The 24,993-nt window shown below is 65.3% G+C and carries 26 protein-coding genes and 2 pseudogenes; 10 read left to right on the top strand and 18 right to left on the bottom strand.

Features of this window, described 5'->3' with window-relative positions; all coding sequences use genetic code 11:
- Positions 1 to 43: 43 nt before the first annotated feature.
- From RAH32_RS12360 to pqqA, 12 genes are all read right to left on the bottom strand, one after another.
- Positions 44 to 382 carry a hypothetical protein gene (locus RAH32_RS12360; protein WP_306608483.1) on the bottom strand — a complete coding sequence of 113 codons (339 nt, stop codon included), beginning with the start codon at positions 380 to 382 and terminating at the stop codon, positions 44 to 46.
- Positions 382 to 999, bottom strand: a complete 618-nt coding sequence (locus tag RAH32_RS12355) for a hypothetical protein (protein ID WP_306608245.1) — start codon at positions 997 to 999, stop codon at positions 382 to 384. Before RAH32_RS12355 ends, RAH32_RS12360 begins: the two co-directional genes overlap by 1 nt.
- Positions 1,000 to 1,096: 97 nt before the next feature.
- On the bottom strand, positions 1,097 to 2,419 hold the full coding sequence (locus RAH32_RS12350) for an ATP-binding response regulator (protein WP_306608244.1): 1,323 nt from the start codon (positions 2,417 to 2,419) through the stop codon (positions 1,097 to 1,099).
- Positions 2,409 to 3,572: an FIST N-terminal domain-containing protein gene (locus RAH32_RS12345; RefSeq protein WP_306608243.1), complete on the bottom strand. Its 1,164-nt coding sequence runs from the start codon at positions 3,570 to 3,572 to the stop codon at positions 2,409 to 2,411. Before RAH32_RS12345 ends, RAH32_RS12350 begins: the two co-directional genes overlap by 11 nt.
- Positions 3,572 to 4,279 carry a response regulator transcription factor gene (locus RAH32_RS12340; RefSeq protein WP_306608242.1) on the bottom strand — a complete coding sequence of 236 codons (708 nt, stop codon included), beginning with the start codon at positions 4,277 to 4,279 and terminating at the stop codon, positions 3,572 to 3,574. The genes RAH32_RS12345 and RAH32_RS12340 overlap by 1 nt, the downstream gene beginning before the upstream one ends.
- Positions 4,280 to 4,399: 120 nt before the next feature.
- Positions 4,400 to 4,960 carry a cysteine hydrolase family protein gene (locus tag RAH32_RS12335; protein WP_306608241.1) on the bottom strand — a complete coding sequence of 187 codons (561 nt, stop codon included), beginning with the start codon at positions 4,958 to 4,960 and terminating at the stop codon, positions 4,400 to 4,402.
- 10 nt (positions 4,961 to 4,970) lie between these two features.
- Positions 4,971 to 5,747, bottom strand: coding sequence for a quinoprotein dehydrogenase-associated SoxYZ-like carrier (locus RAH32_RS12330; protein ID WP_306608240.1), 777 nt, complete (start codon positions 5,745 to 5,747; stop codon positions 4,971 to 4,973).
- A 2-nt stretch (positions 5,748 to 5,749) separates the two neighbouring features.
- Positions 5,750 to 6,886, bottom strand: a complete 1,137-nt coding sequence (gene pqqE / locus RAH32_RS12325; RefSeq protein ID WP_306608239.1) for a pyrroloquinoline quinone biosynthesis protein PqqE — start codon at positions 6,884 to 6,886, stop codon at positions 5,750 to 5,752.
- Positions 6,883 to 7,200: a pyrroloquinoline quinone biosynthesis peptide chaperone PqqD gene (gene pqqD, locus RAH32_RS12320; protein ID WP_306608238.1), complete on the bottom strand. Its 318-nt coding sequence runs from the start codon at positions 7,198 to 7,200 to the stop codon at positions 6,883 to 6,885. Before pqqD ends, pqqE begins: the two co-directional genes overlap by 4 nt.
- The gene (pqqC, locus tag RAH32_RS12315) at positions 7,197 to 7,949 is read right to left on the bottom strand and encodes a pyrroloquinoline-quinone synthase PqqC (RefSeq protein ID WP_306608237.1); all 753 of its coding nucleotides are present in this window, start codon (positions 7,947 to 7,949) and stop codon (positions 7,197 to 7,199) included. The genes pqqD and pqqC overlap by 4 nt, the downstream gene beginning before the upstream one ends.
- Positions 7,946 to 8,827: a pyrroloquinoline quinone biosynthesis protein PqqB gene (gene pqqB / locus RAH32_RS12310; RefSeq protein WP_306608236.1), complete on the bottom strand. Its 882-nt coding sequence runs from the start codon at positions 8,825 to 8,827 to the stop codon at positions 7,946 to 7,948. Before pqqB ends, pqqC begins: the two co-directional genes overlap by 4 nt.
- A gap of 71 nt (positions 8,828 to 8,898) precedes the next feature.
- Positions 8,899 to 8,991 carry a pyrroloquinoline quinone precursor peptide PqqA gene (gene pqqA / locus RAH32_RS12305; RefSeq protein WP_076522366.1) on the bottom strand — a complete coding sequence of 31 codons (93 nt, stop codon included), beginning with the start codon at positions 8,989 to 8,991 and terminating at the stop codon, positions 8,899 to 8,901.
- Between the two features lie 138 nt (positions 8,992 to 9,129).
- Between pqqA and RAH32_RS12300 the strand changes: the two genes are divergently transcribed.
- The 9 genes and pseudogenes from RAH32_RS12300 to RAH32_RS12260 all read left to right on the top strand — a co-directional run.
- The gene (locus RAH32_RS12300; RefSeq protein ID WP_306608235.1) at positions 9,130 to 10,182 is read left to right on the top strand and encodes a quinoprotein relay system zinc metallohydrolase 2; all 1,053 of its coding nucleotides are present in this window, start codon (positions 9,130 to 9,132) and stop codon (positions 10,180 to 10,182) included.
- 96 nt (positions 10,183 to 10,278) lie between these two features.
- The gene (locus tag RAH32_RS12295) at positions 10,279 to 11,616 is read left to right on the top strand and encodes an ABC transporter substrate-binding protein (RefSeq protein ID WP_306608482.1); all 1,338 of its coding nucleotides are present in this window, start codon (positions 10,279 to 10,281) and stop codon (positions 11,614 to 11,616) included.
- Between the two features lie 53 nt (positions 11,617 to 11,669).
- Positions 11,670 to 12,665: a carbohydrate ABC transporter permease gene (locus tag RAH32_RS12290; protein WP_306608234.1), complete on the top strand. Its 996-nt coding sequence runs from the start codon at positions 11,670 to 11,672 to the stop codon at positions 12,663 to 12,665.
- Positions 12,665 to 13,798 (top strand): carbohydrate ABC transporter permease, encoded by a 1,134-nt coding sequence (locus RAH32_RS12285; protein WP_306608233.1) that lies wholly within the window; start codon positions 12,665 to 12,667, stop codon positions 13,796 to 13,798. Before RAH32_RS12290 ends, RAH32_RS12285 begins: the two co-directional genes overlap by 1 nt.
- A 3-nt stretch (positions 13,799 to 13,801) precedes the next feature.
- Positions 13,802 to 15,337, top strand: coding sequence for an alpha-amylase family glycosyl hydrolase (locus tag RAH32_RS12280; protein WP_306608232.1), 1,536 nt, complete (start codon positions 13,802 to 13,804; stop codon positions 15,335 to 15,337).
- 21 nt (positions 15,338 to 15,358) lie between these two features.
- A complete protein-coding gene (locus tag RAH32_RS12275; RefSeq protein WP_306608231.1) occupies positions 15,359 to 16,498 on the top strand; it encodes an ABC transporter ATP-binding protein in 1,140 nt (379 codons plus the stop codon).
- 79 nt (positions 16,499 to 16,577) lie between these two features.
- Positions 16,578 to 17,528 (top strand): helix-turn-helix domain-containing protein, encoded by a 951-nt coding sequence (locus RAH32_RS12270; RefSeq protein ID WP_306608230.1) that lies wholly within the window; start codon positions 16,578 to 16,580, stop codon positions 17,526 to 17,528.
- A gap of 130 nt (positions 17,529 to 17,658) precedes the next feature.
- A complete protein-coding gene (adh, locus tag RAH32_RS12265; RefSeq protein WP_306608229.1) occupies positions 17,659 to 19,185 on the top strand; it encodes an aldehyde dehydrogenase in 1,527 nt (508 codons plus the stop codon).
- A 211-nt stretch (positions 19,186 to 19,396) separates the two neighbouring features.
- Positions 19,397 to 19,847: pseudogene (locus RAH32_RS12260) on the top strand (transposase); the annotation flags it as partial.
- A gap of 390 nt (positions 19,848 to 20,237) precedes the next feature.
- Here RAH32_RS12260 and RAH32_RS12255 read toward each other — a convergent pair.
- From RAH32_RS12255 to RAH32_RS12230, 6 genes are read right to left on the bottom strand one after another with little or no spacing between them, the layout of a single operon-like run.
- Positions 20,238 to 20,705: a periplasmic substrate-binding domain-containing protein gene (locus tag RAH32_RS12255; protein WP_306608228.1), complete on the bottom strand. Its 468-nt coding sequence runs from the start codon at positions 20,703 to 20,705 to the stop codon at positions 20,238 to 20,240.
- Positions 20,702 to 21,229: an ABC transporter substrate-binding protein gene (locus tag RAH32_RS12250; protein WP_306608227.1), complete on the bottom strand. Its 528-nt coding sequence runs from the start codon at positions 21,227 to 21,229 to the stop codon at positions 20,702 to 20,704. The genes RAH32_RS12255 and RAH32_RS12250 overlap by 4 nt, the downstream gene beginning before the upstream one ends.
- Entirely contained in the window at positions 21,190 to 21,531 is a 342-nt protein-coding gene (locus tag RAH32_RS12245; RefSeq protein WP_306608226.1) for an ABC transporter substrate-binding protein, read from the bottom strand. Before RAH32_RS12245 ends, RAH32_RS12250 begins: the two co-directional genes overlap by 40 nt.
- On the bottom strand, positions 21,509 to 22,138 hold the full coding sequence (locus RAH32_RS12240) for an oligopeptide/dipeptide ABC transporter ATP-binding protein (RefSeq protein WP_306608225.1): 630 nt from the start codon (positions 22,136 to 22,138) through the stop codon (positions 21,509 to 21,511). Before RAH32_RS12240 ends, RAH32_RS12245 begins: the two co-directional genes overlap by 23 nt.
- Positions 22,135 to 22,524, bottom strand: coding sequence for an oligopeptide/dipeptide ABC transporter ATP-binding protein (locus tag RAH32_RS12235; protein ID WP_306608224.1), 390 nt, complete (start codon positions 22,522 to 22,524; stop codon positions 22,135 to 22,137). The genes RAH32_RS12240 and RAH32_RS12235 overlap by 4 nt, the downstream gene beginning before the upstream one ends.
- A 2-nt stretch (positions 22,525 to 22,526) precedes the next feature.
- Complete coding sequence (locus tag RAH32_RS12230; protein WP_306608223.1) at positions 22,527 to 22,850, bottom strand: hypothetical protein; 324 nt, start codon at positions 22,848 to 22,850, stop codon at positions 22,527 to 22,529.
- A 66-nt stretch (positions 22,851 to 22,916) separates the two neighbouring features.
- Here RAH32_RS12230 and RAH32_RS12225 point away from each other — a divergent pair.
- Positions 22,917 to 24,067: pseudogene (locus RAH32_RS12225) on the top strand (IS3 family transposase).
- Positions 24,068 to 24,993: the final 926 nt, after the last annotated feature.

The raw sequence follows: 24,993 nt of genomic DNA, 5'->3' as shown, positions 1-24,993 counted from the left end.
CGGTCGATCGGCCTGCCCGTTACTTACCGGGCGAAGGGATGGCTCAGAAGCACAGGATTTCGGCCTCGGCCTCGGCGCGCTTCAGCCCGGCCACGATCTCGGTCATCTGGGCCATGCTCTTGAACATGCCGGACCGTTCGCCGGTGGTCTGCTGCATCCGCAGGACGGTCTCGGCCTGGACGTAATCCTCGTAGGGCAGGACTTCGGCGATCTGGTCGATGGCGCAGGAACAGCGGTCCAGCATGTCGCGGGTCTGGCCGTTCGTGGCCATGCAGGCAAAGACATATTCCGCCCGCGCGTTGGTCGGATAATCGTTCACCGCCTGCGCATGGGCCGGGGCGGCCGCAGCCAGGGCCGTGCCAAGCGCGATCAGACGCAGCATCATTGCAAGGCCATCCGGTTCAGATAGCCGGGCTGCGCGCCTTGGGTTTCGGCGCGCAATTCGCGGATCGGCTGCTTGGGATCGCCCAGGACGAAGGTCAGGGTCAGCGTCTGGAACCCGCCCATGCGTGCCGCATTCGGATCTTCGGCAAAGGGGGTGAAGGTGGCGACCGATGCCTCGCCCTGCCGGGTGATCTGGCCGCCGCGGAACAGCGCGTCCTTGATGCGGTTGCGGATGTAATGCGGGCTGCCGCCGGTCAGCCCCGCCATGTCGCGGGCCGTCTGTTCCAGAAAGAAGGTCAGCACCGGATCGCCGCCCGAAATCGGGAAAGGCCCGATCTGGCGGGTCCGGGTGTCGGTCTTCTGGGTCAGTTGCAGGACCGGCTGCTGGTCGGACGGATCGATGGCCTCGGCCAGGATCACGCTGCCGTCGTTGACGCGCAGAAAGCCCGGCGCATCCGGTCCCTCAACATGGACGGACCATTGCAGTTCCTGACCGTCCAGCGACCAGGGGCCGCGTTCGGCGAAGACGGCATCCCCGGCCTCGCCCGCCAGGGCATGGCCGGTTGTCAGCGCGGACAGGCCCAGCCACAGGGCCGCGGCAATGGCTTTTCTCATGGTATTCCTCCCACATGCGGTGTCAGAGTTGCCAAGGCGGTGGCCGGGGACAAGCCCAGCCCCCGATCCCTCGGCCTTTGGTCGCAGATCATCCAGGTCACCCCAGGATCCCGCCCAACATTTCGGCCAGTTCGATGGGGCGGACGGGCTTTTCCATCAGATGCACATGCATCGCCGCGCAACTGCGGGCGATCTGGGGATCGCGATGGGCCGTGATCATCACCGCCGGTATGGCCTGGCCCGCCGACTGGCGCAGCGCCGCGATGGCCTGGACGCCGGTATCGCCGTTTTCCAGGTTGTAATCGGCCAGGATCACGTCGGGCGGGTCGTCGCCCATGGTCGCCAGAGCCTCGGCCGTGCCGCCGGTCACGCGGGCGACCATGCCAAGGCGGTCGCGCAGGATCATCTCGTATCCGCGCTGCATGCCGTGGTCGTTTTCCACCACCAGGGCGACGCGGCCGCGCAGGGGCAGGGTGGAACGGGCGGGCTGGTCGGGACCGGGGCGGTTGGCCTGCTGGACCAGCGGCAGTCCGACACGGAAAACGGTGCCGCGCATCGCCTCGGAATCCAGGCGGATCGGGTGGTCCAGCTTGGCGCAGGCACGTCGCACGATGGACAGGCCCAGCCCCATGCCCGGCGTGCGCGCATCGTTTCCAAGGCGCTGGAATTCGTCGAATATCCGGTTGCGGTCCACCGCGGGGATACCCACGCCCGTGTCATAGACGCAAAGCCAGCACAAAGGTCCGCGCCGTCGCGCCCCCACGACCACGCCGCCCCGGTGGGTGTACTTGATCGCGTTCGACACCAGATTCTGCGCAATGCGGCGCAGAAAGACCGGATCGCTTTCCACGACCGCGTCGGTCGGCACGAAGGACAAACGCAGGTTCTTCGCCTCGGCCAGGGGCGCGTATTCGATGGCCAGTTTTCGGAACAGATCGCCAAGAGGCACGGGCTGGCGATGAAACTCGATCCGCTGGCTGTCCAGGCGGGAAATGTCCAGCACCGCGTGCATCAGCTGTTCCACCGATTCGAAGGCGCCCGAAAGACGGTCGGTCAGTTCGCGCTGATGTTCGTTCAGGGGCGTGTCGGCCAGGGCCGCCAGAAACAGCCGCGCCGCCGACAGGGGTTGCAGCAGGTCGTGGCTGGCGGCCCGCAGGAACCGGGTCTTGGACCTGTTGGCTTCTTCCGCCGATGCGCGGGCGACGGCCAGTTCGCGGTTGCGCTGCGACAGATCCGCCAGGGCGCGTTCCAGATCGCGGGTGCGGACCATCACCTCTTGTTCCAGGGCGACGGCCGCCTGGAACATCGACCAGGCGGAACCGCGCGATTCCTCCAGCCGGTCGATGCGGTCGATCAGCACCTGGTTGATCCGGGACAGCTTTTCGACCCGGCGTTCCGGCCCGTCATCGTCACGAAGCATGGGCGGGCGCGTCCGTATTGGGCATGAAGGCCAGGCCCACGAAGGTCTGGTTCACATGCATCCCGCTGTGCTGTTCGCCATAGGTGTTGAAGCCCGCGACCCGATAGCGCGCCAGCAGTTCCGACATCTGGTCGTGCAGCCCCTCGCGTTCCAGGGCCAGCCTGCGCAGGATGCAGTCGAAGCCCAGCACCATCAGCGGCGGACGGGGAAGGGAGGCCAGCGCCTCGGCGAAACCCTGGGTCATGTCCTCGGCCCGCCCAAGGGTCAGGACAGTGCCGGTGTCGATGGCCGACATCAGGGACAGCCCGCCATCGGCTGTCTGGGCGCTGATGGCCCTGACGTGGTGATGGCGGCCCATCCGCAGCAGCAGGGGGTGGCGGGCGAATTCGCTGGGTGTCAGCGCATCGGGCGCGATCCCGGTCAGGCGGGCATATTCCTCGGCCGCGGGTTCGGCATTCAGTTCCAGGATGCGGCGCTTTTCGGGGATCGCCGCCGTCACCACGACGCGGGTAGCGGTGGGGCTGAAATGGGCGAAGGTCACCTCGCTGACGGCTAGATCGGTTTCGACCAGCAGGAAGACGGCGGCATTGGTGATGACCTGTCCCTGCGCCAGCAGCCAGGTCTGCTGGAAGGATAGCCCGTCGCCCGCAGACCCGCCAAGGGTGGGAACGGATGGCAGGGCCGCGTCGATGGTGGCGACCAGCACGTCTTCCTGCCCCGCCAGCCCATCGACCAGCAACAGCCCGAACAGCGCCCGTTGCGGATCGGGGCCGAATCCTGCCTGCAACCGGCGCAGCGCCGCCATCCAGTCCGATACCGGCAGGGCATCCAGGTTCGGCAGGATCAGGGCCGAGGCCCGGAAATGGGCCGCGGGAAAGCCGATCGCCACGATGCTGCCCGAGGCATAGCCCGACGGGCCGATCTCGCCGGCGGACGAACATCCCGCGATCAGGCAACCGTCGGGCAGGCCCGCGCGCAGCACCGCGTCAAGCGCGGCAAGTTCGGCGCCATCCGCGCCGAAGATCAGGACCAGGCCCGGATCGGCTCCGCGCAGGCCGTCCAGCAGGATCCGGCCGCAATCGGCCTGTCCGCGGTCGGCCTGCACGGCCACCGGCCCGATGGCGCCCTCCTTCGCGACCGGGCCGGTATCCATCAGCCCGCCTCGAACAGCCGGACCGTATTTGCAAGCAGCACCGCCTGGGTGCGGCGGCGCGCGTTGATCTTGGACATGATCGCCGTGATATGGGTCTTCACCGTCGCCTCGGCGATGGACAGGTCATAGCTGATTTCCTTGTTCGCCTTGCCTTGGCAGATCAACCGCAGGATCTTCATCTGCTGCGGCGTCAGCGTGGCGAAGCGGCGGGCAAGTTCGGCCTTGGCCGCGTCATCGGCGTCGGCCTGGTCGGGGGCATAGCCTTCGGGCGTGACATGTTCGCCTTCCCACATGCGGCGCAGACTGTCCACCAGGGCTTCGCGCCCCAGGGACTTGCTGATATAGCCCTGCGCCCCCGCCGCCATTGCGGCCGAGATCATCGCGCTGTCCATGTCGGCGGAAATCATCGTGATCGGCACGTCGGGCAACTGCCGGCGCAATGTCACGATGCCCTCGGCCCCCCGCGCGTCGGGCAGGTTCAGGTCCAGGATCACCGCATCCGGGGCGCCCTGCGCCTTGATCCCTTCAAGGGCCGCGCCAAGACTGCGGGCGGTGCGGACATTCTTCAGACCGAAGCTGATCTTCAGCGTCAATGCAAGCGCGTCGCACATCAGCGGGTGGTCGTCCACGATCAGGATCTCACGCACCTGATCGGCACTTTGCCGTGGCGTCTGCGGCGATCGCGCCTGCATGGCTGCGGCTGTCATGTGGTTTCCCTCCTCGGATGGTCCTGCGGTCTCCCCTCCGCATTCTTGATCCGAGTGTAGGCCACTGCCCCCGCAAAGCAAGCCCGCATCTGCGACAAAAGTCGCGGTCGGCGGGACCGGTCAGGCGGTGGTCCGGCCGGCGATCCAGTCCTGTGCGTCGGTGACGGTCGCATAGCCGAAGGCCAGCCCGCTCATCATCGCGGCATGGACCTGGGCCGCCGGGACGGTCGTGCCCTGGAATTCCAGATCGCGCGTCGCGCAGGCATCGGCGATCACCGTGGTCTTGTAGCCCAGGTCGGATGCGGCGCGGGTGGCGGCGTCGATGCACATATGGCTCATGACGCCGACGATCACGACGTCGGTGATGCCGTTGTCGTCCAAGATACGCTTCAGGTCGGTGTCCTTGAAGGCATTGACGTTGTTCTTGGTCACCACGATCTCGTCACCCCGGGGCGCGGCGGCGGGATTGATTTCGGCGCCGTGGCTCCCGGGATGGAAGAACGGCGCCGAGGGATCGGCGAATTCGTGGCGCACATGCACGATCAGGTCGCCGCGTTCGCGGGCGGCGTCCAGAACCGAGCGGGCCTTGGCGGCGGCCTGCTCCATCCCCTCCAGCGGGAACTTTCCATCGGGGAAATAGTCGTTCTGGATATCCACGGCGATGGCGGCGCGTCTGGTCATGATGGTTTCCTTATCCATTGACGGCATCAAAGGTCTGGTCCCAGCGATTGCCTTCCGTATCCTCGACATGGACGCGGATGGGCTGACCGTTGGACCGATAGGCAAAGCGGAACACCGGATCCTCGCTGATCGAGATGCCAGCCTGCAAGGTGAACAGCACCTCATCGCCCTGCCGCACCTCCAGCCGGTCGATGAAATGGGCAGGGATGTTCAATAGCGTCACCTGGTCGCGTTGCAGCCCCGAAAAGTTGGGATGGCGGATCATCAGCGTGCCGATGGCGCGGCCGTCCTGCTGGTCGCTTTTCCACCGCATCTGGCCCATGGTCGCCTCGACCTCGGCCATGTCCTTGCCGGCGGGGGCGGAACAGCCGCCCGAGGCCTTGACGAAGCGCCCCGCCATCACGCGGTTGCCGTTGCCGGTATCGGCGATGGCGCGCACATCCGAATAGCTGTCCACGCGCACCCGGAACTCGAAATCCAGCGGGGCCATGGCGGGACCGAAGGTATATTCGGCAGCCACCGGCGCGGGATTTTCGTCGATCACCAGGGTCACCGCCTGCACCGGCGGGGCATCCTCGGGCTGGGTCAGGCGGATGGGCACGATCGCGGCCTCGTGCGCGCGCACGGGGGCCTCCAGATCCAGCACCGCCAGATCCAGCGGAACCTCGGCCGACAGGCCCAGGACGGAATCGCGCAGATCGTCCCAGGTGGGTGAATTCTGCAGGGGGTTGTCCTGTGCCGCCACGGGCGTGGCCAGAAGCAGCGCGGCAAGGATGTGGGCCTTCATCGCTAGTCTCCTTTCCTCATGCGGCGATAGATCAGGTTGGCGGTATCCGCACCGGCATCGGCCTCGGCACGGGCCACCACTTGGGCGTGAAGCGGCGACAGCGAACAGACCGGGTCGGTCGCCCGCGCATCGCCTGCAAGCGCCATGGCCTGGCAGCGGCAGCCGCCGAAGTCGATGGTCTTGCGGTCGCAGGACTGGCAGGGTTCAGGCATCCAGCCGGTGCCGCGAAAGGCGTTGAAGCTGTCCGAGTTCTGCCAGATCTCGCCCAAGTCGCGGTCGCGGACGTTTTCAAAGCGCATCCAGGGAATGGATTGCGCGGCGTGGCAGGGCAGCACCGTGCCGTCGGGCGCGACGTTCAGCCCGGTCGATCCCCAGCCGCCCATGCAGGCCTTGGGGAAGACAGCGTGGTGATCGGCGGGAACATAGTCGATGACCATGCGGCCCCGCAGGCGAACGCGCGCGTCGTTCACCACCTGCCGGGCAAAGGCCGCCTGTTCGCGGGTGGGCATCAGCGCCTTGCGGTTGAGATCCGCCCAGCCGTGGAACTGCACGGTCGCGACCTCGATGCGCCGTGCGCCCAAGGTCTCGGCAAGGTCGATCATGTCGGGCAGGCGTTCCAGGTTCTGGCGGTGGACCACGGCGTTGATGGTCAGGGGAAAGCCGATGTCCTTGACCCATTCGGCGAAGTGCATCTTCTTGTCCCAGGATCCCGGATGGCCGCTGATGCGGTCGGCCATGTCGGGGCGGATGCCCTGCAAGGACAACTGGACGTGATCCACGCCCGCGCGGTCCAGTTCCTCCAGCCGCTCACGCGTGATGCCGATGCCGGATGTGATAAGGTTGACGTAAAGCCCCGCATCGCGGGCATGGGCCACGATCTGCGCCAGATCGCGCCGCGCGCCCGGTTCCCCGCCCGAGATATGGACCTGCAAGACCCCCAGATCCGCGGCCTGCCGGAACACGCGGCCCCAGTCGTCGGCCGTCAGTTCCTGCGCGGCGCGGGTCAGTTCCACGGGATTGGAACAATAGGGGCAGGCCAAGGGACAGCGATGCGTCACCTCGGCCAGCATCGCCATGGGCAGGCCGGGGGTAACGGGGTTGCCGTCCAGGTCGCGGGGTTGGTGCTGCTGGTCCTTCATGGCTGCCTCACAAAGACCATGCGGCGTTCGATCAGCCCGGTCAGGAAGTCGCGCACATCGCCCGCGATCTGGTCTTCCGGCGCATTATAGCGCGCGGCAAGGCCGCTGACGATGGCCGCCATGCTGCGGCTGCCGTCCAACTCGCCCAGGATCGCGTCGCCGATGGCATCCAGTTGCATGGCCCGTTCGGGGGCTTGCAGCACGCGAATGCCGCGCACCCGGTCATCCTGCAACCGCACCCCGCGCGGCAGATAGGGGATGTCGTCGGGGGCAACCAGGGGGGCTGGCCGGATGCTGGCTGGCTGGGCGGTCATGGCGCCATTCCTTCGCCCGGCCGCCAGGCGCCCGGCGGGATGTTGCCTTCGACATAGCCGTGCCACAGCGCATCAAGCTGCGCCCACAGAACGTCGGTCTTGAAGATCAGCGCCGCCGCCGCCGCATCCTGCTTTTCCTTCGTGTCGGCATGGGTCAGCACGTAATCCAGCCCGAACTTCACGTCCTCGGGCGCTTCGGTCAGGCGCTTCCTGAAATAGGACAGGCTGCTGTCGTCAGCGAAATCGTAATGGGCCAGAAGTCCTTCGATCCGCTGGGCATGGATTTTCGGCGCGAACAGTTCCGTCAGGCTGGCAGCCACCGCGTCTAGCAGGGGCATGTCGCGCACGAAGCGCACATAGGCATCCACCGCAAACCGGGTGGCGGGCATGATGCCCACGCCGCTGGCGACGTAATCGGGGTCCAGCCCCACCGCCTGCGCAAGCGCCAGCCAGCGGCGGATGCCGCCGCCTTCGGTCACGCCGCCGTCGTGATCCTCGATCCGCTTGCGCCAGTGGCGGCGCAGATCGGGATCCTCGACGCGGGACATGAAGGCCGCGTCCTTCATCGGGATGCGCGACTGGTACATCCAGCGATTGATGACCCAGGCGCGCACCTCGTCCGGGGTGCAATGGCCGCCATGGAGGCGTTCGTGGAAAGGGTGGCGGTCGTGATAACGCTTGGCGCCGATGGCCCGCAGGCGGGCCTCGAACTCCTCGCGCGACTGGGGCTGGTCCTGGATGTCTTTCACAGCGTGATCTCCATTCCGTCGCGGCCGATCTGCCAGCCGCTGGCTTCTGCTTCGCGCGTCTGATCGCTGGCCGGGTCGGTCAGCGGATTGGAATTGTTCATGTGGACGAAGACCCTTTGCCCGACAGGCAGATCCCGCATCGCGGCCATGGTTTCCATCACCGGCATGTGGCCCATGCGGCGGCCGGTCTTCTGCCCCAGGCCCATGCGGATCATCTCGTCATCGTCCCACAGCGTGCCGTCGAACATCAGCAGGTCGGCCCCGGCGATGCGGTCTGACAGCCAGCCGGGCAGTTCGGCGCAGCCGGGGATATACAGCGCCCGGCGTCCGTTCGCCGCCAGTTCCACGCCCACCGTCGTCTCGCCCACCAAGCCGGTCTCGACGACCTCGCCTTCCTGATACAGCGGCACCTTGCCGGGAACGGCGAACAGCGTCGCCGTCAGACCCGGCGCGATCTCGACCGTCTGGTCCAGGGCCACGGGCTGCCGCGCCACCAGATCGCCGCGCAGGGCCGACAGCATCGGGTTCTGGGCCAGCACCTCGTGGATCGCAGGTGTCGCGAGCAACGTGAAGGGCTGGCTTTCGCGCAACGTCAGCAGCCCCGCCACATGGTCGATATCGCCATTCGTCACCAGCACCGAATGCAGCGGCATGTCGCGCAACCCGGTCGGATGCAGCGCGGGCGTGGCCGCCAGCTGCGCGCGGATATCGGGTGAGGCGTTCAGGATCGCCCAAGTCTTCCCATCCGCGCTGACCGCGATCGAGCTTTGCGTCATCGCCGGGATGCGCCCGGCCCGTGCGGCATTGCAGTTGTCGCAACCACAGTTCCATTGCGGCAGCCCGCCGCCAGCCCCGGCGCCCAGCAAGATGATCTTCATGATGTCCCTGACGAAAAGACCCCGCCCGAGGGTGTCGGACGGGGCCGTTCATGATGCCTGAAGCAAGTGCCTCAGAACAGGACCGGTTCGTCCTCGGCCGGGGCGTACATGTTGATTTCCATGCCGCAGGCGATTTCTTTCAGGGTCGGTTTCGTCCAAGCCATGCATTTCCTCCAAATCCACGGCCGCCATCACGGCGACTGCGTTGTATGTTAGAGGAGAGACAACGCCTTTCAACACGACTAAGGTCGCAGGGTCACGAAAAGTTGGCCATCCTGCGGTCGTCTTGGGAAGTATCGGCAATGCTTTATGCCATTTTGTCCATCTGTCTGGCGGCGAATTCTGGGTCCTGCGGGGCGGTTACGCTGGTTGGCGAGCCTTTCGAGACAACCGAGGCCTGCACGGCAGCCGCACCGCGAATCGCCGCCGGCTGGCTGAAAGGCCGGCCGGACTGGATTCTGGACGGCACGCGATGCGCGCCCGCAGCCGACCTGCCCGCCCTTCCGGTCCAGCCCGTCGCGGACGGCGTTCACGTCCATGTCGGCCAGGTTGCCCAGTTCGAGGACAGCCCCGACGGATGGATCGCCAATCTGGGCTTCGTCATCGGCCGGGACAGCATCGCCGTCATCGACGCGGGTGCCTCGCGCCGGCAGGGCGAGGCGCTGTTCGCGGCCATCCGCCGGATCAGCGACAAGCCGATCAGCCACATGATCGTCACGCATATGCATCCCGACCATGCCTTGGGCGCCGAGGTCTTTCGCGAAGCGGGTGCGACAATCGTCGGGCATGAAGGCTTGGCGGACGCCTTGCAGGGGCGGGGTCCGACTTACCTGGAAAACCTTGTCCGGCTTTACGGTGCGGGTGCCATGGCGGGCACCCGGGTCGTCCTGCCGGATGTCGCGGTCGCGGACAGCCGGGACATCGACCTGGGCGGGCGGGTCCTGACGCTGAAAGCCGTGGCCACGGCGCATAGCGACAATGACCTGACGGTGCTGGACCGGGCGACCGGCACCTTCTTCGCGGGCGACCTGGTGTTTCGCGGGCTGACGCCGATCGTGGACGGGTCGCTGCCCGGCTGGCTGGATTGGATGGCGGCGCCGCAGGCCGGCGGACCGGTAGTGCCCGGCCACGGCCCCGTCGCCGCAAACTGGTCCGAGGCCGTCACCGCCCAGCAGGATTTCCTGACAACCCTGGCCGAGGCGACCCGCCAGGCGGTCCGCGACGGCCTGCCGATGTCCCAGGCCGTGCCGGTCATCGTCGAGGCCCTGCAGCCCTTTGCCGGGGAATGGGCTTCCTTCCCAGAATCGGCGGCACGCGACGCCACCGCAGCCTTCAAGGAACTGGAATGGGAGTAAGGGTTTGACAGGACGGGTCTTATCAAGCGACCATCACACCAAATGCTCGCACACTGGTTGCGAAAAGGGAGGGGAGACGTGAGGACATCGTTCCATATGACCGTGGCCATCGCCGCGTTGCTGGCAGGGGGCGCACAAGCGCAGCTTGTGATCGAGAAGGGCAGCGACGACCGCATCAATTGGCAAAGCCTCGAGGATTTCGGCGCAGCCCATGCCGACCTCCAGGGCCAGAGCGTCACGATCCTGGGTCCTTGGCTGGGGCCGGACCAGGAACTGTTCACCTCGATCGTCGACTATTTCGAGGATGCGACGGGCGCGACCGTCAACTATTCCGGGTCCGACAGCTTCGAGCAGCAGATCGTCATCGACAGCGAGGCCGGATCGCCCCCCGACATGGCCGTGCTGCCGCAGCCGGGGCTGGCGGCGGAACTGGCCGCCAAGGGGCACCTGCGCGACCTGGGCGAAGACACGGCGCAATGGGTGCGCGACAATTACGCGGCAGGCGACAGCTGGGCCGCGCTTGGCACCTATGCGGGCGCTGACGGGGCCGAGAAGTTCTTTGCCTTCCCCTACAAGGCGGACGTGAAGTCGCTGGTCTGGTATGTGCCGGAAAACTTCGAGGATGCGGGCTACGAGCTCCCCGAAACCTACGAGGAACTGAAGGCGCTGACCGAACAGATCGCCGCCGACGGGGAAACCCCCTGGTGCATCGGCCTGGGGTCGGGGGGCGCGACGGGCTGGCCCGCGACCGACTGGGTCGAGGATCTGATGCTGCGCCTGAACACGCCCGAGGATTACGACGCCTGGACCACGAACGCGCTGCCCTTCAACGATCCCAAGGTGGTGGCCGCCATCGAGGAGTTCGGCTGGTTCGCCAAGAACGAGGATTTCGTGGCGGGGGGTCCTGCCTCGGTCTCCTCGACCGACTTCCGCGAAAGCCCGAACGGTCTCTTTGAAAGCCCGCCCGCCTGCTACATGCACCGGCAGGCCAGCTTCATCCCGTCCTTCTTTCCCGAAGACATGATGGTGGGCGAGGATTACGACTTCTTCTATTTCCCGGCCCCGGCCGATGGCAGCCTGGGCCAGCCGGTCCTGGGCGGCGGCACGCTGTTCGCGGTCTTTTCCGACAATCCGGTCGCGATGGCCTTCATCGACTTCCTGAAGACGCCGGCCGCGCACGAGTTGTGGATGGCGCAGTCGGGCTTCACCACGCCCCACACCGGCGTGAACATGGAGGCCTATGCCGACGACACCCGGCGCAAGATGGGCCAGATCCTGCTGGATGCCACGACCTTCCGCTTTGACGGGTCCGACCTGATGCCCGGTGCCATCGGCGCGGGCGCATTCTGGACGGCCATGGTGGATTTCGTGGGCGGCGCCTCGGCCCAGGAAGTTGCCGATCGCGTCCAGGAAACCTGGGCCGCGCTGAACTGACAGCCGGTTGCGGCGGGCCTTCCGCCGCTTTCCATCAGGGGTGAGGGGGAAGGATGGAACTGTTCTGGCTGGCCATCGGCACGATCGTCGTCGGCGTCTTCGGCTGCGTGGCGTGGTTCTGGGGATCGAACTGGATCCTGGACCGCATCTATCCGCCGCGCGGCCCCAATGCGGGCGACAATATCCGCAAGGCCAACCAGATCCGGCCCTGGCTGTTTCTGGGGCCGGCGATCCTTTTCCTGGGCGTTTACCTGGTCTATCCGATCTTCGACAGCCTGTGGCGGTCCATGCACAATGCGCGGGGCAGCGAATTCGTGGGCCTGTCGAATTACGCCTGGCACATGGGCGACGGCAAGTTCCGCGAATCCATGCGCAACAACATGCTGTGGCTGCTGGTGGTGCCGGCGCTGTCCACCCTGTTCGGGCTGATCGCGGCGCAGCTGACCGACCGGCTGAAATGGGGCAATATCGGCAAGTCGCTGATCTTCATGCCCATGGCCATCAGTTTCGTCGGCGCGGGCGTGATCTGGAAGTTCATCTATGAATACCGCGCGCCCGGCGAACCCCAGATCGGTCTTCTGAACGCCATCGTCCAGGCGCTTGGCGGCGATCCGCAACTGTGGCTGACGCTGATCCCCTGGAACAACTTCTTCCTGATGATCGTGCTGGTCTGGATCCAGACGGGCTTTGCCATGGTGATCCTGTCTGCCGCCCTGCGCGGAATTCCCGAAGAAACCATCGAGGCCGCGATCCTGGACGGGGCATCCCCCTGGCAGGTGTTCTTCAAGATCAAGGTGCCGCAGATCATGGGCACCATCGCGGTGGTCTGGACCACCATCACCATCGTCGTCCTCAAGGTCTTCGACATCGTCTTCGTGATGACCAACGGGCAATGGGGCACGCAGGTGCTGGCGAACCTGATGTATGACTGGATGTTCCGCGGCACGCCCGATTACGGGCGCGGATCGGCCATCGCCATCATCCTGATGCTGCTGGTCACGCCGATCATGATCTGGAACATCGTCAACGCCCGCCGGGAGGTCCGCTGATGGAAGGCATGGCCGGACAGAAATCCTCGCTGGTCTGGGCGGTCAACATCGCCGCCTTCCTGCTGGTGCTGTTGTGGACGATCCCGACGCTGGGGCTTCTGGTGTCGTCGTTTCGCGACCGGGACCAGATCCTGACCTCGGGCTGGTGGCAGTCCTTTTCGGCGCAAGAGGCGACGGGCTTCGTGCGCACCGGTACGGGCGACGACGCGGTCCAGCAGGACGGGCAATATGTCATCGAGGGCACCGTCTTGGAGGAAGGCCAGAGCCTGATCGGCTGGGGCATCCGCGCGCGCGAACCTGCCGCCTTCCAGCCCGGCGAGACGACCGAGATCGAGGATGGCTGGCAACTGACCGTGGCCGAGGACGGCAGCTATCGCCTGACCTCGGACACCCCCTTCGAGATGCGGAGGGGAGAGCGGATCTTCGTCACCACCGGCGCGCCCGCCCGGCTGACCACGGAAAACTACAACCGCGTGCTGACCGCCGAAGGGCTGGGCCGCGCCTTCATGAACACGCTGACGGTGACGATTCCCGCGACCGTGATCCCCATCCTGATCGCGGCCTTCGCGGCCTATGCCCTGGCCTGGATGGAGTTTCCGGGCCGCGCCCTGCTGACCGCCGCCGTAGTGGGCCTCTTGGTGGTGCCCTTGCAGGTGGCGCTGATCCCGCTTCTGCGGCTGCACAACGAACTGGGCATCGGCAAGGGATACCTGGGGATCTGGCTGGCCCATACCGGCTTCGGCCTGCCCCTGGCGATATACCTGTTGCGCAACTACATGGTCGGCCTGCCGCGAGAGGTGATCGAGAGCGCCCGCGTGGACGGCGCGACCGAGTTCCAGATCTTCCGCAAGATCATCCTGCCGCTGTCCTTTCCGGCGCTGGCCTCCTTTGCCATCTTCCAGTTCCTCTGGGTTTGGAACGACCTGCTTGTGGCGACCGTCTTCCTTGGCAATACACGCGAGCAGCTGGTTATGACCGGCGTGCTGCGCGAGTTGATGGGGTCCAAGGGGGGCGAATGGGAAATCCTCGCCACCTCGGCCTTCATTTCCATCGCGGTGCCGCTGATCGTGTTCTTCGCGATGCAGAAATATCTGGTCCGCGGCCTTCTGGCCGGGTCCGTGAAAGGTGGATGAGACTTGACGGAAGTGAAAATCGACTGGTGGAAGGGTGGAGTCATCTATCAGATCTATCCGCGCAGTTTCCAGGACACGACGGGCGATGGCATCGGCGACCTGCCGGGCATCACGCAGCGCCTGCCCTATGTCGCGTCGCTGGGCGTGGATGCGGTCTGGATCTCGCCATTCTTCACGTCGCCGATGAAGGATTTCGGCTATGACGTGTCCGATTACCGGGGCATCGACCCGCTGTTCGGCGACCTAGAGGATTTCGACGCCCTGATCGCCCGCGCCCATGAACTGGGCCTGAAGGTGATGATCGACCTGGTGATGTCGCATTCCTCGGACCAGCACCCCTGGTTCGTCGAAAGCCGCGCCAGCCGCGACAACCCGAAGGCCGACTGGTATGTCTGGGCCGATCCGAAACCGGACGGCACGCCGCCCAACAACTGGCTGTCGATCTTCGGCGGGCCTGCTTGGCACTGGGAAGCGCGGCGCGAACAGTATTACCTGCACAACTTCCTGACCGCCCAGCCCGACCTGAACTTCCACAACCCGCAAGTGCAGGACGAGATGCTGGAGATGGCGCGGTTCTGGCTGGACCGGGGCGTGGACGGCTTTCGCCTGGATACCGTCAACTTCTATTTCCACGACGCGCAACTGCGCGACAACCCGCCCCTGCCCAGGGAATTGCGCAAGGCCGACACGGCACCGGCGGTGAATCCCTACAACCACCAAAGCCACAGATACGACAAGTCGCAGCCGGAGAACATCGCCTTCCTGGAACGCTTCGCCGCCCTGCTGCGCAGCTATGGCGCGGCCGTGATCGGCGAGATCGGCGACAGCGAACGCTCGCTGGAACTGCTCGAGGAATATACCGGCGTCGCGGGCCGGATGCAGATGTCCTATGTCTTCGATTTCCTGTCCGGCAACGACCTGGCCGCGACCCGCATCAGCCAGGTCTTTGACAGCCTGCACGCGGTGGCGCCGAATTCCTGGCCCTGCTGGGCGATGTCGAACCATGATGTCGTGCGCCATATCAGCCGCTGGAGCCTGACCGACCCCGCCGCCAAGGCCTATGCGACGGTGCTTCTGTGCCTGAAGGGGTCCGTCTGCCTGTATCAGGGCGAGGAGCTGGGCCTGCCCGAGGCGGACATTTCCTATGAGGATCTACAGGATCCTTACGGCAAGGAGTTCTGGCCCGAGTTCAAGGGCCGCGACGGCTGCCGGACGCCGATGGTCTGGGACATGGGCGTGAATGGCGGCTTCTCGACGGCCAGGCCCTGGCTGCCCGTGCCCCATGCCCATCTGCAACGAACCGTCGTGGGCCAGGAAGCCGACGCCCAGTCGATGCTGCATCATTACCGCTGGGCCATCGGGCTGCGGCGCAAGCATTCGGCGCTGCGGGGCGGCGACATGACCGACATCCATGCCGAAGGGCCGGTCCTGACCTTCAACCGCGCCGACAGCCAGCAATCGCTGCAGATCCGGGCAAACCTGTCGGCCGAGGAGGCGGGGGGACTGCGCCCCTGGCAGGTCCAGATCATCGAGGGATAGGCTTCAACAGGGGGGACGCCGATGGCCGATCTGAAACTGACCGATGTCGCCAAGTCCTATGGCGACGTGAATGTCTTGCGGAACATCAACCTCGACATCCGGTCGGGCGAGTTCATCGTCTTCGTCGGCCCCTCGGGTTGCGGGAAATCCACGCTGCTGCGGATGATCGCGGGGCTGGAACGGATCAGCGGCGGCACGCTGGAAATCGACGGGCAGCGGATGAACGACATCCCGCCCAGCCAGCGGGGCATTGCGATGGTGTTCCAGTCCTATGCCCTTTATCCGCACATGACGGTGCGCGACAACATGGCCTTCGCGCTGAAGATCGCCGGCAAGTCCAAGGCCGAGGTGCAGGAGGCCACCGACCGCGCGGGGCGGATGCTGCAACTGACGCCCTATCTGGACCGCCTGCCCAAGGCGCTGTCGGGCGGGCAGCGCCAGCGGGTCGCCATCGGCCGGGCCATCGTGCGCGACCCCAAGGTCTATCTGTTCGACGAGCCGCTGTCGAACCTCGACGCCGCGCTGCGCGTCGCCACACGCATCGAGATCGCGCAGCTCAAGGCCTCCATGCCCGACCGCACGATGATCTATGTGACTCATGACCAGACCGAGGCGATGACCCTCGCCGACCGTATCGTCGTGCTGGCCGGCGGCGGCATCGCCCAGGTCGGCGCGCCGCTTGAGCTTTACGAGCGCCCGGTGAATGAATTCGTCGCAGGGTTCATCGGCAGCCCGGCCATGAACCTGCTTCCCGGCCGCGTCGCCGCCACCGGCGCCATGACCACCGTCCAGCTTGACGGAGGCGGGGTGGCGCAGGTCGCCATTCCCACCCGCGCAGGCGACGAGGGGATGCGCGTCAACCTGGGCGTCCGCCCCGAGGACATGCGCGAAACCGAGGGGCAGGCCATCTTTGAAGGCATCGTCGATCTGACCGAGGCCCTGGGCGAAGTGACCCTTCTGTATTTCGGCACGCGCGGCGAAGGCGTGCCGGTCATCGCCAAGCTTCCGGGCATCCATCCCGGCCTGAACGGCCGCAGCGTGCGCCTGACCGCCGACCCGGCAGCGCTGCACCTGTTCCATGACGGCCAGTCGCTTCTGTATCGCGCGGGCGTCGATCTGCCCCCCTATCAGCCCCGCGTCCCGGCGCCTGCCCCCGCCTGAGACAATTAGCCCTTGGTCGAATTGCCAGACTGCGTGCTATAGTGTCCGCTACCGACGACGGAGGAGGAGCCGGCCCGGTATGCGTCACGCGGATTATGTCGCAAGTCAGTCGCAGTCGAATTCCGCAACCTCGGCCCTGGCGGCGTCGTGGCGGCGTTCGCTTCTGAAGCACGGGCTGGACCCGTCCGATGTCCGGCGCCCGGAACGCCTGACGCTGGAGGAACTGTCCCGTCGCCGCCAGGCCATGGACCAGTTCCTGCGCGTGGCCAGCCCGCAACTGGACCAGTTGTTCAACCTGGTCTGCCTGTCCGGCTGCAACGTGCTGCTGACCGATGCCGAGGGCGTGGTGATGGACCAGCGTGTCGGCGGGGCGGATGCCGAACAGTTCCGCGACTGGGGCCTGTGGCAGGGCACGGTCTGGTCCGAGGCGGTCCAGGGGACCAACGGCATCGGCACCTGCCTGGCCGAGGGGCGGCAGGTCACGATCCATCGCAACGAACATTTCCATACCCGCAATACGGCCATGTCCTGCATGGACGCGCCGATCTGGGGACCGGACGGGCGGCTGCTGGCCGCGCTGGATGTCAGCTCCGCCCGCGCCGACCAGACCGAGCGATACAACCGGCTGATTTCCGCCCAGGTCGCCCAGACCGCCCGCGCCATCGAGGCGGTCTTCTTCCGCGCCAGCTTTCCCGACGCACGCATTGTCGTGGCATCCGACGACAATGCCGATGCGGCGGCGGTCCTGCTGGCCGTGGACAGGAACGACCTTGCCATCGGTGCGACCCGCGCCGCCCGGCGCGCCCTGGGCCTGGAACGCGAAGGTGCGATCCGCCCGCGCCCCGCCGCCGACCTTCTGGGCCGCGACGACGATCTGAAGGGGTTCGACAAGGCCGAACGTGCCGCAGTTGTCCGGGCGCTTGCACGTGCCGATGGCAATATATCGGCTGCGGCCCGTGCCCTGGGGATCGGGCGGGCCACGATGTATCGTCGGATGGCGCGCCTGGGTTTGGCTGAAAAAACCGGCTGACTGTCTCACCGATGAGACAGCTTCCGCATTGCGGCACGGGAAAGCCGCTTGCAACGAATCGTCCCGGCGCCAAGCTGTCATCCATACCCGGAGAGGGAGAGACTCCGGGCCATATCCAGAGGAGGAAGAAATGCCGAACGACCAGACGCATGAATTTCGTGGCGTGGGCGTGATGCCCTTTGCCAAGCGGTATGACAACTTCATCGGCGGTCAGTGGACCGCGCCGAAGTCGGGCAGGTACTTCACCAACACAACCCCCATCACCGGCGCCGAAATCGGCGAGATTGCCCGGTCGGGCGCCGAGGATATCGAAGCGGCCCTGGATGCGGCCCATGCCGCCAAGGACAAGTGGGGCCAGACCTCGGCCGCCGAACGGTCGCTGATCCTGAACCGCATCGCCGACCGGATGGAACAGAACCTGGAACTGCTGGCCACGGCGGAAACCTGGGACAACGGCAAGCCGATCCGCGAGACGATGGCCGCCGACCTGCCGCTGGGCATCGACCATTTCCGGTATTTCGCGGGCGTGCTGCGCGCGCAGGAAGGCGGGATCTCGGAAATCGACCACGACACCGTTGCCTATCACTTCCATGAACCTCTGGGCGTCGTGGGCCAGATCATCCCCTGGAACTTCCCGCTGCTGATGGCGGTGTGGAAGCTGGCCCCGGCCCTGGCCGCCGGGAACTGCGTGGTGCTGAAGCCTGCCGAGCAGACCCCGGCAACCATCATGGTCTTTGCCGACCTGATTTCCGACCTGCTGCCGCCGGGCGTGCTGAACATCGTCAACGGCTTCGGCCTGGAAGCGGGAAAGCCGCTGGCCAGCAATCCGCGCATCGCCAAGATCGCCTTCACCGGGGAAACCACCACCGGCCGGCTGATCATGCAATACGCGTCCGAAAACCTGATCCCGGTCACGCTGGAACTGGGCGGCAAGTCCCCCAACGTCTTCTTCGAGGATGTCTGCCGCGAGGATGACGACTTCTTCGACAAGGCGCTGGAAGGCTTCGCGATGTTCGCGCTGAACCAGGGCGAGGTCTGCACCTGCCCGTCGCGCGTGCTGATCCAGGAGTCGATCTATGACCGCTTCATGGAACGGGCGCTGAAGCGCGTCGAGGCGATCAAGCAGGGCGACCCGCGCGACAGCGCCACCATGATCGGCGCTCAGGCGTCGTCGGAACAGAAAGAGAAGATCCTTTCCTACTTCGACATCGGCCGCAAGGAAGGCGCCGATGTGCTGATCGGCGGCGAGGCGGCCGATCTGGGCGGCGAGCTGTCGGGCGGCTATTACATCAAGCCGACCGTGTTCCGCGGCAACAACAAGATGCGCATCTTCCAGGAGGAAATCTTCGGCCCCGTGGTGTCGGTGACCACCTTCAAGGACCAGGACGAGGCGCTGTCGATCGCCAATGACACGCTCTATGGCTTGGGCGCGGGCATCTGGTCGCGCGAGGCCAATACCTGCTACCGCTTCGGCCGCGCGATCAAGGCGGGCCGGGTCTGGACCAACTGCTATCACGCCTATCCGGCCCATGCGGCCTTTGGCGGCTACAAGCAGTCGGGCATCGGGCGCGAGAACCACAAGATGATGCTGGACCACTATCAGCAGACCAAGAACATGCTGGTCAGCTACAGCCCGAAGAAACTGGGCTTCTTCTGATCGCCCGAGGTGAAGCGGGCCATGCGCCCGCTTCACTTGCAACGATGCGGCAAGACCGGTCAGCATCTCGGCTGGCAGGCAATTCCGCCCGAGATGCGACCGCCGGCGCGATTTGTTTTCGACTGCACTGGCTGCAATCCTTGGGTAATCCTCACCGTGCTTAAGGGATGCGCGAGTGAAATTTCTCGGCGGGATGGATCAGGAGGTTCCCGTGAAAAGGAGCCGTTTCACCGAGGCCGGGATCACGGGCGTTCTGCGTCAGGTGGAGGGTGGATTACCCATGCCCGAGTCGTGCCGGGAGCATGGGATCAGCAGCGTGACAGTGTCCAAATCGCGCGCAATATGGCGGCATGGATGCATCCATGATGAGCCAGAGTGAGCGGTGAACACCATCGGTCCGAGCGCAGCGCCGAATGAGAACCGGCGACTGGAGCACATGTTCGCCGATCTCGGCATGCAGGCCGATCTGCTCTGGAAGGCGCGTGAAAAGGTAACGCAGCCAGCTCAGCGCCGGGGCTTGGCCGAGAAGGCGGTGGCGACAAAGGGTGTCAGCATCGCGCTCGACCATGGTCCTCGGACCCGTGGTGGACGTGGTCTCGCCCTGCCGGGCACCTGGCGTCAGCGAGACCTGCTATCGATACAGCCCGAAGCGCGATACCGAGGAGAGGGGAGGCCGGACTGTGTGCCCGGACGCCTGCGGAACGCGAAGGGGTGTGCTTGGAACCACATGGCGTACGATGGGGCAGCTTTCCTGTTACGCCACCGCTTTTATCAGTCAGAAGAAGATGAAGCATTTCGTGGGGCTCGACATGTCGATGAGGGAAACCGCTGTCTGCGTCTTAACGAACGCCCCGACACAAGACGTGCTGGACAGACTGGAACAGACATGCGGTCTGGAGCATGTCGAAATACCGGCTGGGGGCAGTGCCGTCGGTGGTGACCGCGACATTGATGCCACGTACCATCATCTCGATCACCGGGATGGACCGGCCGGATCGGTCGGAATGGCGCCTGGTGGCGGACGCCGTCTTGTTGCCGGTTCTGATGCCTGCTTACAGAGTGACGGTGGTGAACCAGTCGCGCGGCTTGTTGTCGGCGCGCAGGTCGATCGACTCAACGCGGTCGCGACTGGCCCATGCGATCGGTTGCTGGTGCAACGGGATTAGCAGGACCTCTTCCTTGGCAATCCGCAGGGCCTGCTCCTCAAGCTTCAGGCGCTCGGCCGGACGACGGCTTCGGCGGCCTGCCTTACAAGCTCGTCCAGTTCCGGGACCGACCAGCCGCCATGGTTCGCAACCCCGTACGCACCCGTCCCGGGTCGATAGGACCTGCGACAGCAACAAGAAGGCGTCCAGCGTCGGCTCATTGGCCCAGCTCAGGCTGAACATCTCGGTATTGCCCTGCGGCCGCTTGGGTGACTGGACCGGGCGCGGACCCATGTCGACCTGCAGGCCGGCGCGGGCCAGCATGTTGGCGATGCCCTGGCACCGGTCTTCCTTGTTGATGCTTTCGTCGTTCATGCAGGTATAGGTGAAGCGCAGCGATTCAGCCGCCCGTCGGGCAGCGTTGCGCGGCGGTTCATCGCCACGAAAACGGTGCGCAGTTCGGTCAGCGTCTGCACGTCGATTGAAGGATCCGCCTTCAGCCGTTCCAGATCCTGCATGGGCGCGCTGTCGATCAGGTCCACCTCGCCCGACAGAAGGGCGCCGATGCGGGTCGCGGCGGGCGTGATCGGCACGAATTCGAGGCGGTCGATGTTGTGCTTGCGTTCGTCCCACCAACTGTCGTGGACCAGAAGCACGGTCTTGCTGTCGGGCGCGCGGCTTTCCAGCTTGAATGGGCCTGTCCCGTTCGTGTTGTTCGTTGCATACCCTTCGACGCCCGCACCGAAGCCGGTGGGCTTTTCGGTGTTGTTGGCCTGCAGCCAGCCTTGGTCGAAGACGAAGATCTTGGTGATGGCGTTCAGAAACAGCGACGAGGGCGTGGTCATGCCGATCTCGACCGTCATGTCATCGATCTTCTTGATGTCCTTGAACAACGGCATGTTGCTTTCAGCGGAGAGGCCGGGTCGGCCGCACGCTGGAACGATGCCCCCACGTCGTCTGCGGTCATGTCCGCGCCGTCGTGGAGCTTGACCCCTTCGCGCAACTTGAAGCGCCAGGCCGGCCCCCTGACCAATTCCCATTCTGTCGCAAGCGCAGGCTTCGGCCCAAAGGCGGGATCATAGCAAACCAGTCCTTCCCAGATGTGGTTCAGGAAGGTCAGGTTCGCGGTTGACGGGATCGAGTTCGGGTCCAGTGGCTTTGTCTTCTGGTTGGTGGCATCAGGCGAAATGGCAGGCGACACGGGCGCCCTCCGGCCGGGCTTCCTGGGACGGGCGTTCGATCTTGCAGCGGTCCTGTGCCAACGGGTAGCGCGGGTGGAAGGTGCAACCCGAAGGCGGGCACAGCGGGCTGGGCACCTCGCCTGCGACGATCTTGCGGTCGCGGTGGGGGCTGTTCACGTCCGGGATCGTTTCCAGCAGCAGCCGGGTACAGGGATGCTTGGGGTCGGCGAAGACGACCTCGGTTTCGGCATGCTCGACGATGCGGTGCAGATACGGCTCGGCGATGATGTTCTTGACCCGCCAGCGGGGGTTCAGCGAGGCATAGGTATCCTGGAAGATCATCTGCGCCGACAATGGCTGTCCCGACCTGCCCGGTGCGAAGCGGATCTGGCCGGACTTGGGCGGATAGATGCCCGTTATCAGTCGCGCGACGGTCGACTTGTCGCAGCCGGATTCACCGACCAGGCTCAGGCAGCCTCCGCTGGGCACGCTGACGCTGACATCGTTCACGGCATGCAGGTAGCGCCGTTCCTGGCGGTACAGGAGGCGGCTGAGAAACGGGGCCGACACGTCGAACACACGATCCAGCTTCTCGACCCGCAGCGCTGCGGTCTGTGTGGCAGTCATTCGACACCTCCTTGGTAAAGCCAGCAGGCGGCCTGGCCCGACCGGGTGGGCACCGGGTTGGGACGGTCGCGGCGGCAGCGGGGTCCGGCCAGAAGGCAGCGTGGGTTGAAGGCGCAGCCGGGCGGGATCGCATTCAGCCGCGGCATCGCGCCGTCGATCTGGTGCAGCGTCTGGACACGCGCCCCAAGCGCCGGGATCGAAGCCGCGCTGCCGCATGCCGCCCGAAAACTGGTGTGGGAAATGATCCACGCGTTCTGCGGGACAAGGATGCCCACTTCCTGCAGCAGTTCGACGGCGCGGGCCCGGGCCTTGGGCGCGGCTGGTGCCGCGGATGTGCTGGCGGATCGTTTCCGACAGTTGCGCGCCGTGAACAGGGGGTTCAGCAAGGTCAGGGGATCCTGGAAGATTGCCCCGATTTCGCGGCCGCACAATTTTCCATCGCGTGGTCGCCCAGGCCGTCGATGCGGCGGCCCGCCAGGCGCATCTCTCCGCCGGCGATATGTCCGGGGCGTTCCAGAAGGCCCAGGGTCGCGGCCCCTGTCATCGACTTGCCCACGCCGCTTTCGCCGACGACGCCCAGGAACTCGCCGGGCCGCATCACGCCCAGGTCGCCGCGGCCAAGCGCGCGAGCGCCGCCCAGGGTCGCCGCATCGAACAGGTCACGGCAGGCGATGCGGTCGGGGCCGCCGTCATTCATGCGGCAGGTGATCAACCTGACCTTCGCCGGAAGCTCCCTCGCCGTGATGTGGAGTCTGGCCAACCTGAAGGAGCAGACGAGATGAGAAAAAGCCGTTTCACCAAGGCGCAGATTATCGGGATGATCAAAGAGCAGGAGGCTGGTTTGCCCACTGCTGACTTCTGCCGGAAACATGGCTCATACCCCGCAACCTTCTACAAGCTGAAGGCCAAATATGGCGGGATGGACCTGTCCGACGCCAAAAGGCTGAAGCAGCCTGAGGACGAGAATGCAAAGCTGAAGCGCCTGCTGGCCGATACGATGCTCGATAACGTAGTGCTGAAGGATCTCCTGGGAAAGCGCTGACGACGCCGATGCACCGGCGGGACGCAGTGTTGCGGGCAATGCGCGATCATCCGATCTCTCAACACCGGGCCTGCGTCCTGATCGGGGGCGATCCGAAGACTGTGCGGCGCGAACGGGCGTCCGGCAATCAGGAGATCCGTAAGGAGATGCACAAGATTGCCGAGAAGCGTCGCCGTTTCGGCTATCGGCGTGTGGGCATCATGCTGGAGCGCAAAGGCCATGGTCATGAACGAGAAGCTCTATCGCATTTACCGGGAGGAAGGTCTGTCGGTGCGCCGCAGGCGCGGCCGTAAGCGGGCGCGCGGCAGCCGGAGCCCCATGCCCGTTCCGTTGCTGCCGAACCAGCGGTGGTCGCTGGATTTCCTCTCGGATACGTTTGGAGCCTGCCGGAGGTTCCGCATTCTGGCCGTGAACGACGATTGCTGCCGCGAAAACCTCGGTCTGATTGCCGATACCAGCATCTCGGGGGCCAGAGTTGCGCGGGAGTTCGACGCTCTTGTCAGGATCTATGGGAAACCCGGCTGCATTGTCAGTGACAATGGCACCAAGTTCACCAGCAAGGCGATCCTGAAGTGGGCCAACGAAAACCGCGTGAAATGGCATTACATCGATCCCGGAAAGCCGCAGCGGAACGGCGACACGAGTCATTCAACGGCAGCCTGCGCGACGAGTGACTCAACGAAGATATCTTTGACAGCCTGGCCGATGCCCGCCGCAAGCTGGCTCTCTGGCGCTACGACTATAACCACGTCAGGCCGCATTCCTCGCCGGGCAACAAGACGCCCGCAGAAGCGCGCCGGGCGCTTGAGCTATTTGATGGCAACGCGTCCGGCGCGCTTGCCACACCCGAAGCCGAAAACTATCAACCCCAAGGACTCTCGTTATGAACGAGGGACGACCCGGGGGGCAGGTCAGGGAGCAATCCTTGTGCCAAGAGTTGCAGAGAGATTTCGCTTCATAAGAGGGCGGTGAACTCTGCAGGCATCTGGCTTCTGTCAGATGAAGTGCCCACCTGATGCGCATGCGACCGGCTGATCCCAAAGTTGTCATGAGCTGGATAAGGGATTTCTTTCCTATTCTCGTACAAGCACAGGAAGTCCGCTACGCTTTGCTGTTGTTCCGACGCATCCTTAGTTTGTCCGCTTGACCTTCTTTCCATGCTAACTGGGAAAAAGGATCTGCGGCGCTGCCCAGGTCAGGGTCGGCAGGGCGGCGCGGATCTGTCCCAGCATCGCCCCCAGGTCGAGATCGCGCGCGCTGATGCGGTCATAAGGTTACTTGGTTTCCTGGGCGATGGACGTCAGAAGCAGCGACTCGGAAAGAGCCACGATGCAGATGCAGGCCAGAAGGCTGGCCGCCGCCGCCAGGTTGCCGCGCCCCCCAACCGTCCGACCCGCCTTTGCTGCAAGGGATTGAACAGGATCGCCAGGATCACCGCCACAGCACCGCCCGTAAAACGGCAGCACGCCTCAGATGAAAGCCACCGTTACCAGAAAGACGATGGCGACGAAGCTGAGGATCTCGATGGTCGGCTTGGGTATGGATCCGCCTGACATGGCCTTCCGGGGGCCATGGCCCGGGGCGGCAAGCACAGGGCAAAAACTTCGGCTGCCCCTGAAGGCGGGGGCATGCCTTGCGCCTGGACAGTTGCATCGCTTGCCGGCCCGAACCCTGATCCGGCTTTGGCGAATCGGGCCGCTGTGGTAAGATCCGTGCCAATCTTGTCAAGACGACTGGCGCAGCGGCGCCGCCAAGGCATCGATGCAAATCCATCGGCGTCATGCCTTGGCTCGCGACAGATCATGCCGTGCCG

This window comes from Paracoccus yibinensis, assembly GCF_030846195.1.
Taxonomy (GTDB): domain Bacteria; phylum Pseudomonadota; class Alphaproteobacteria; order Rhodobacterales; family Rhodobacteraceae; genus Paracoccus; species Paracoccus yibinensis.
The sequence above is the reverse complement of the archived record's forward strand: the minus strand, read 5'-3'. Positions and strand labels throughout refer to the sequence as shown.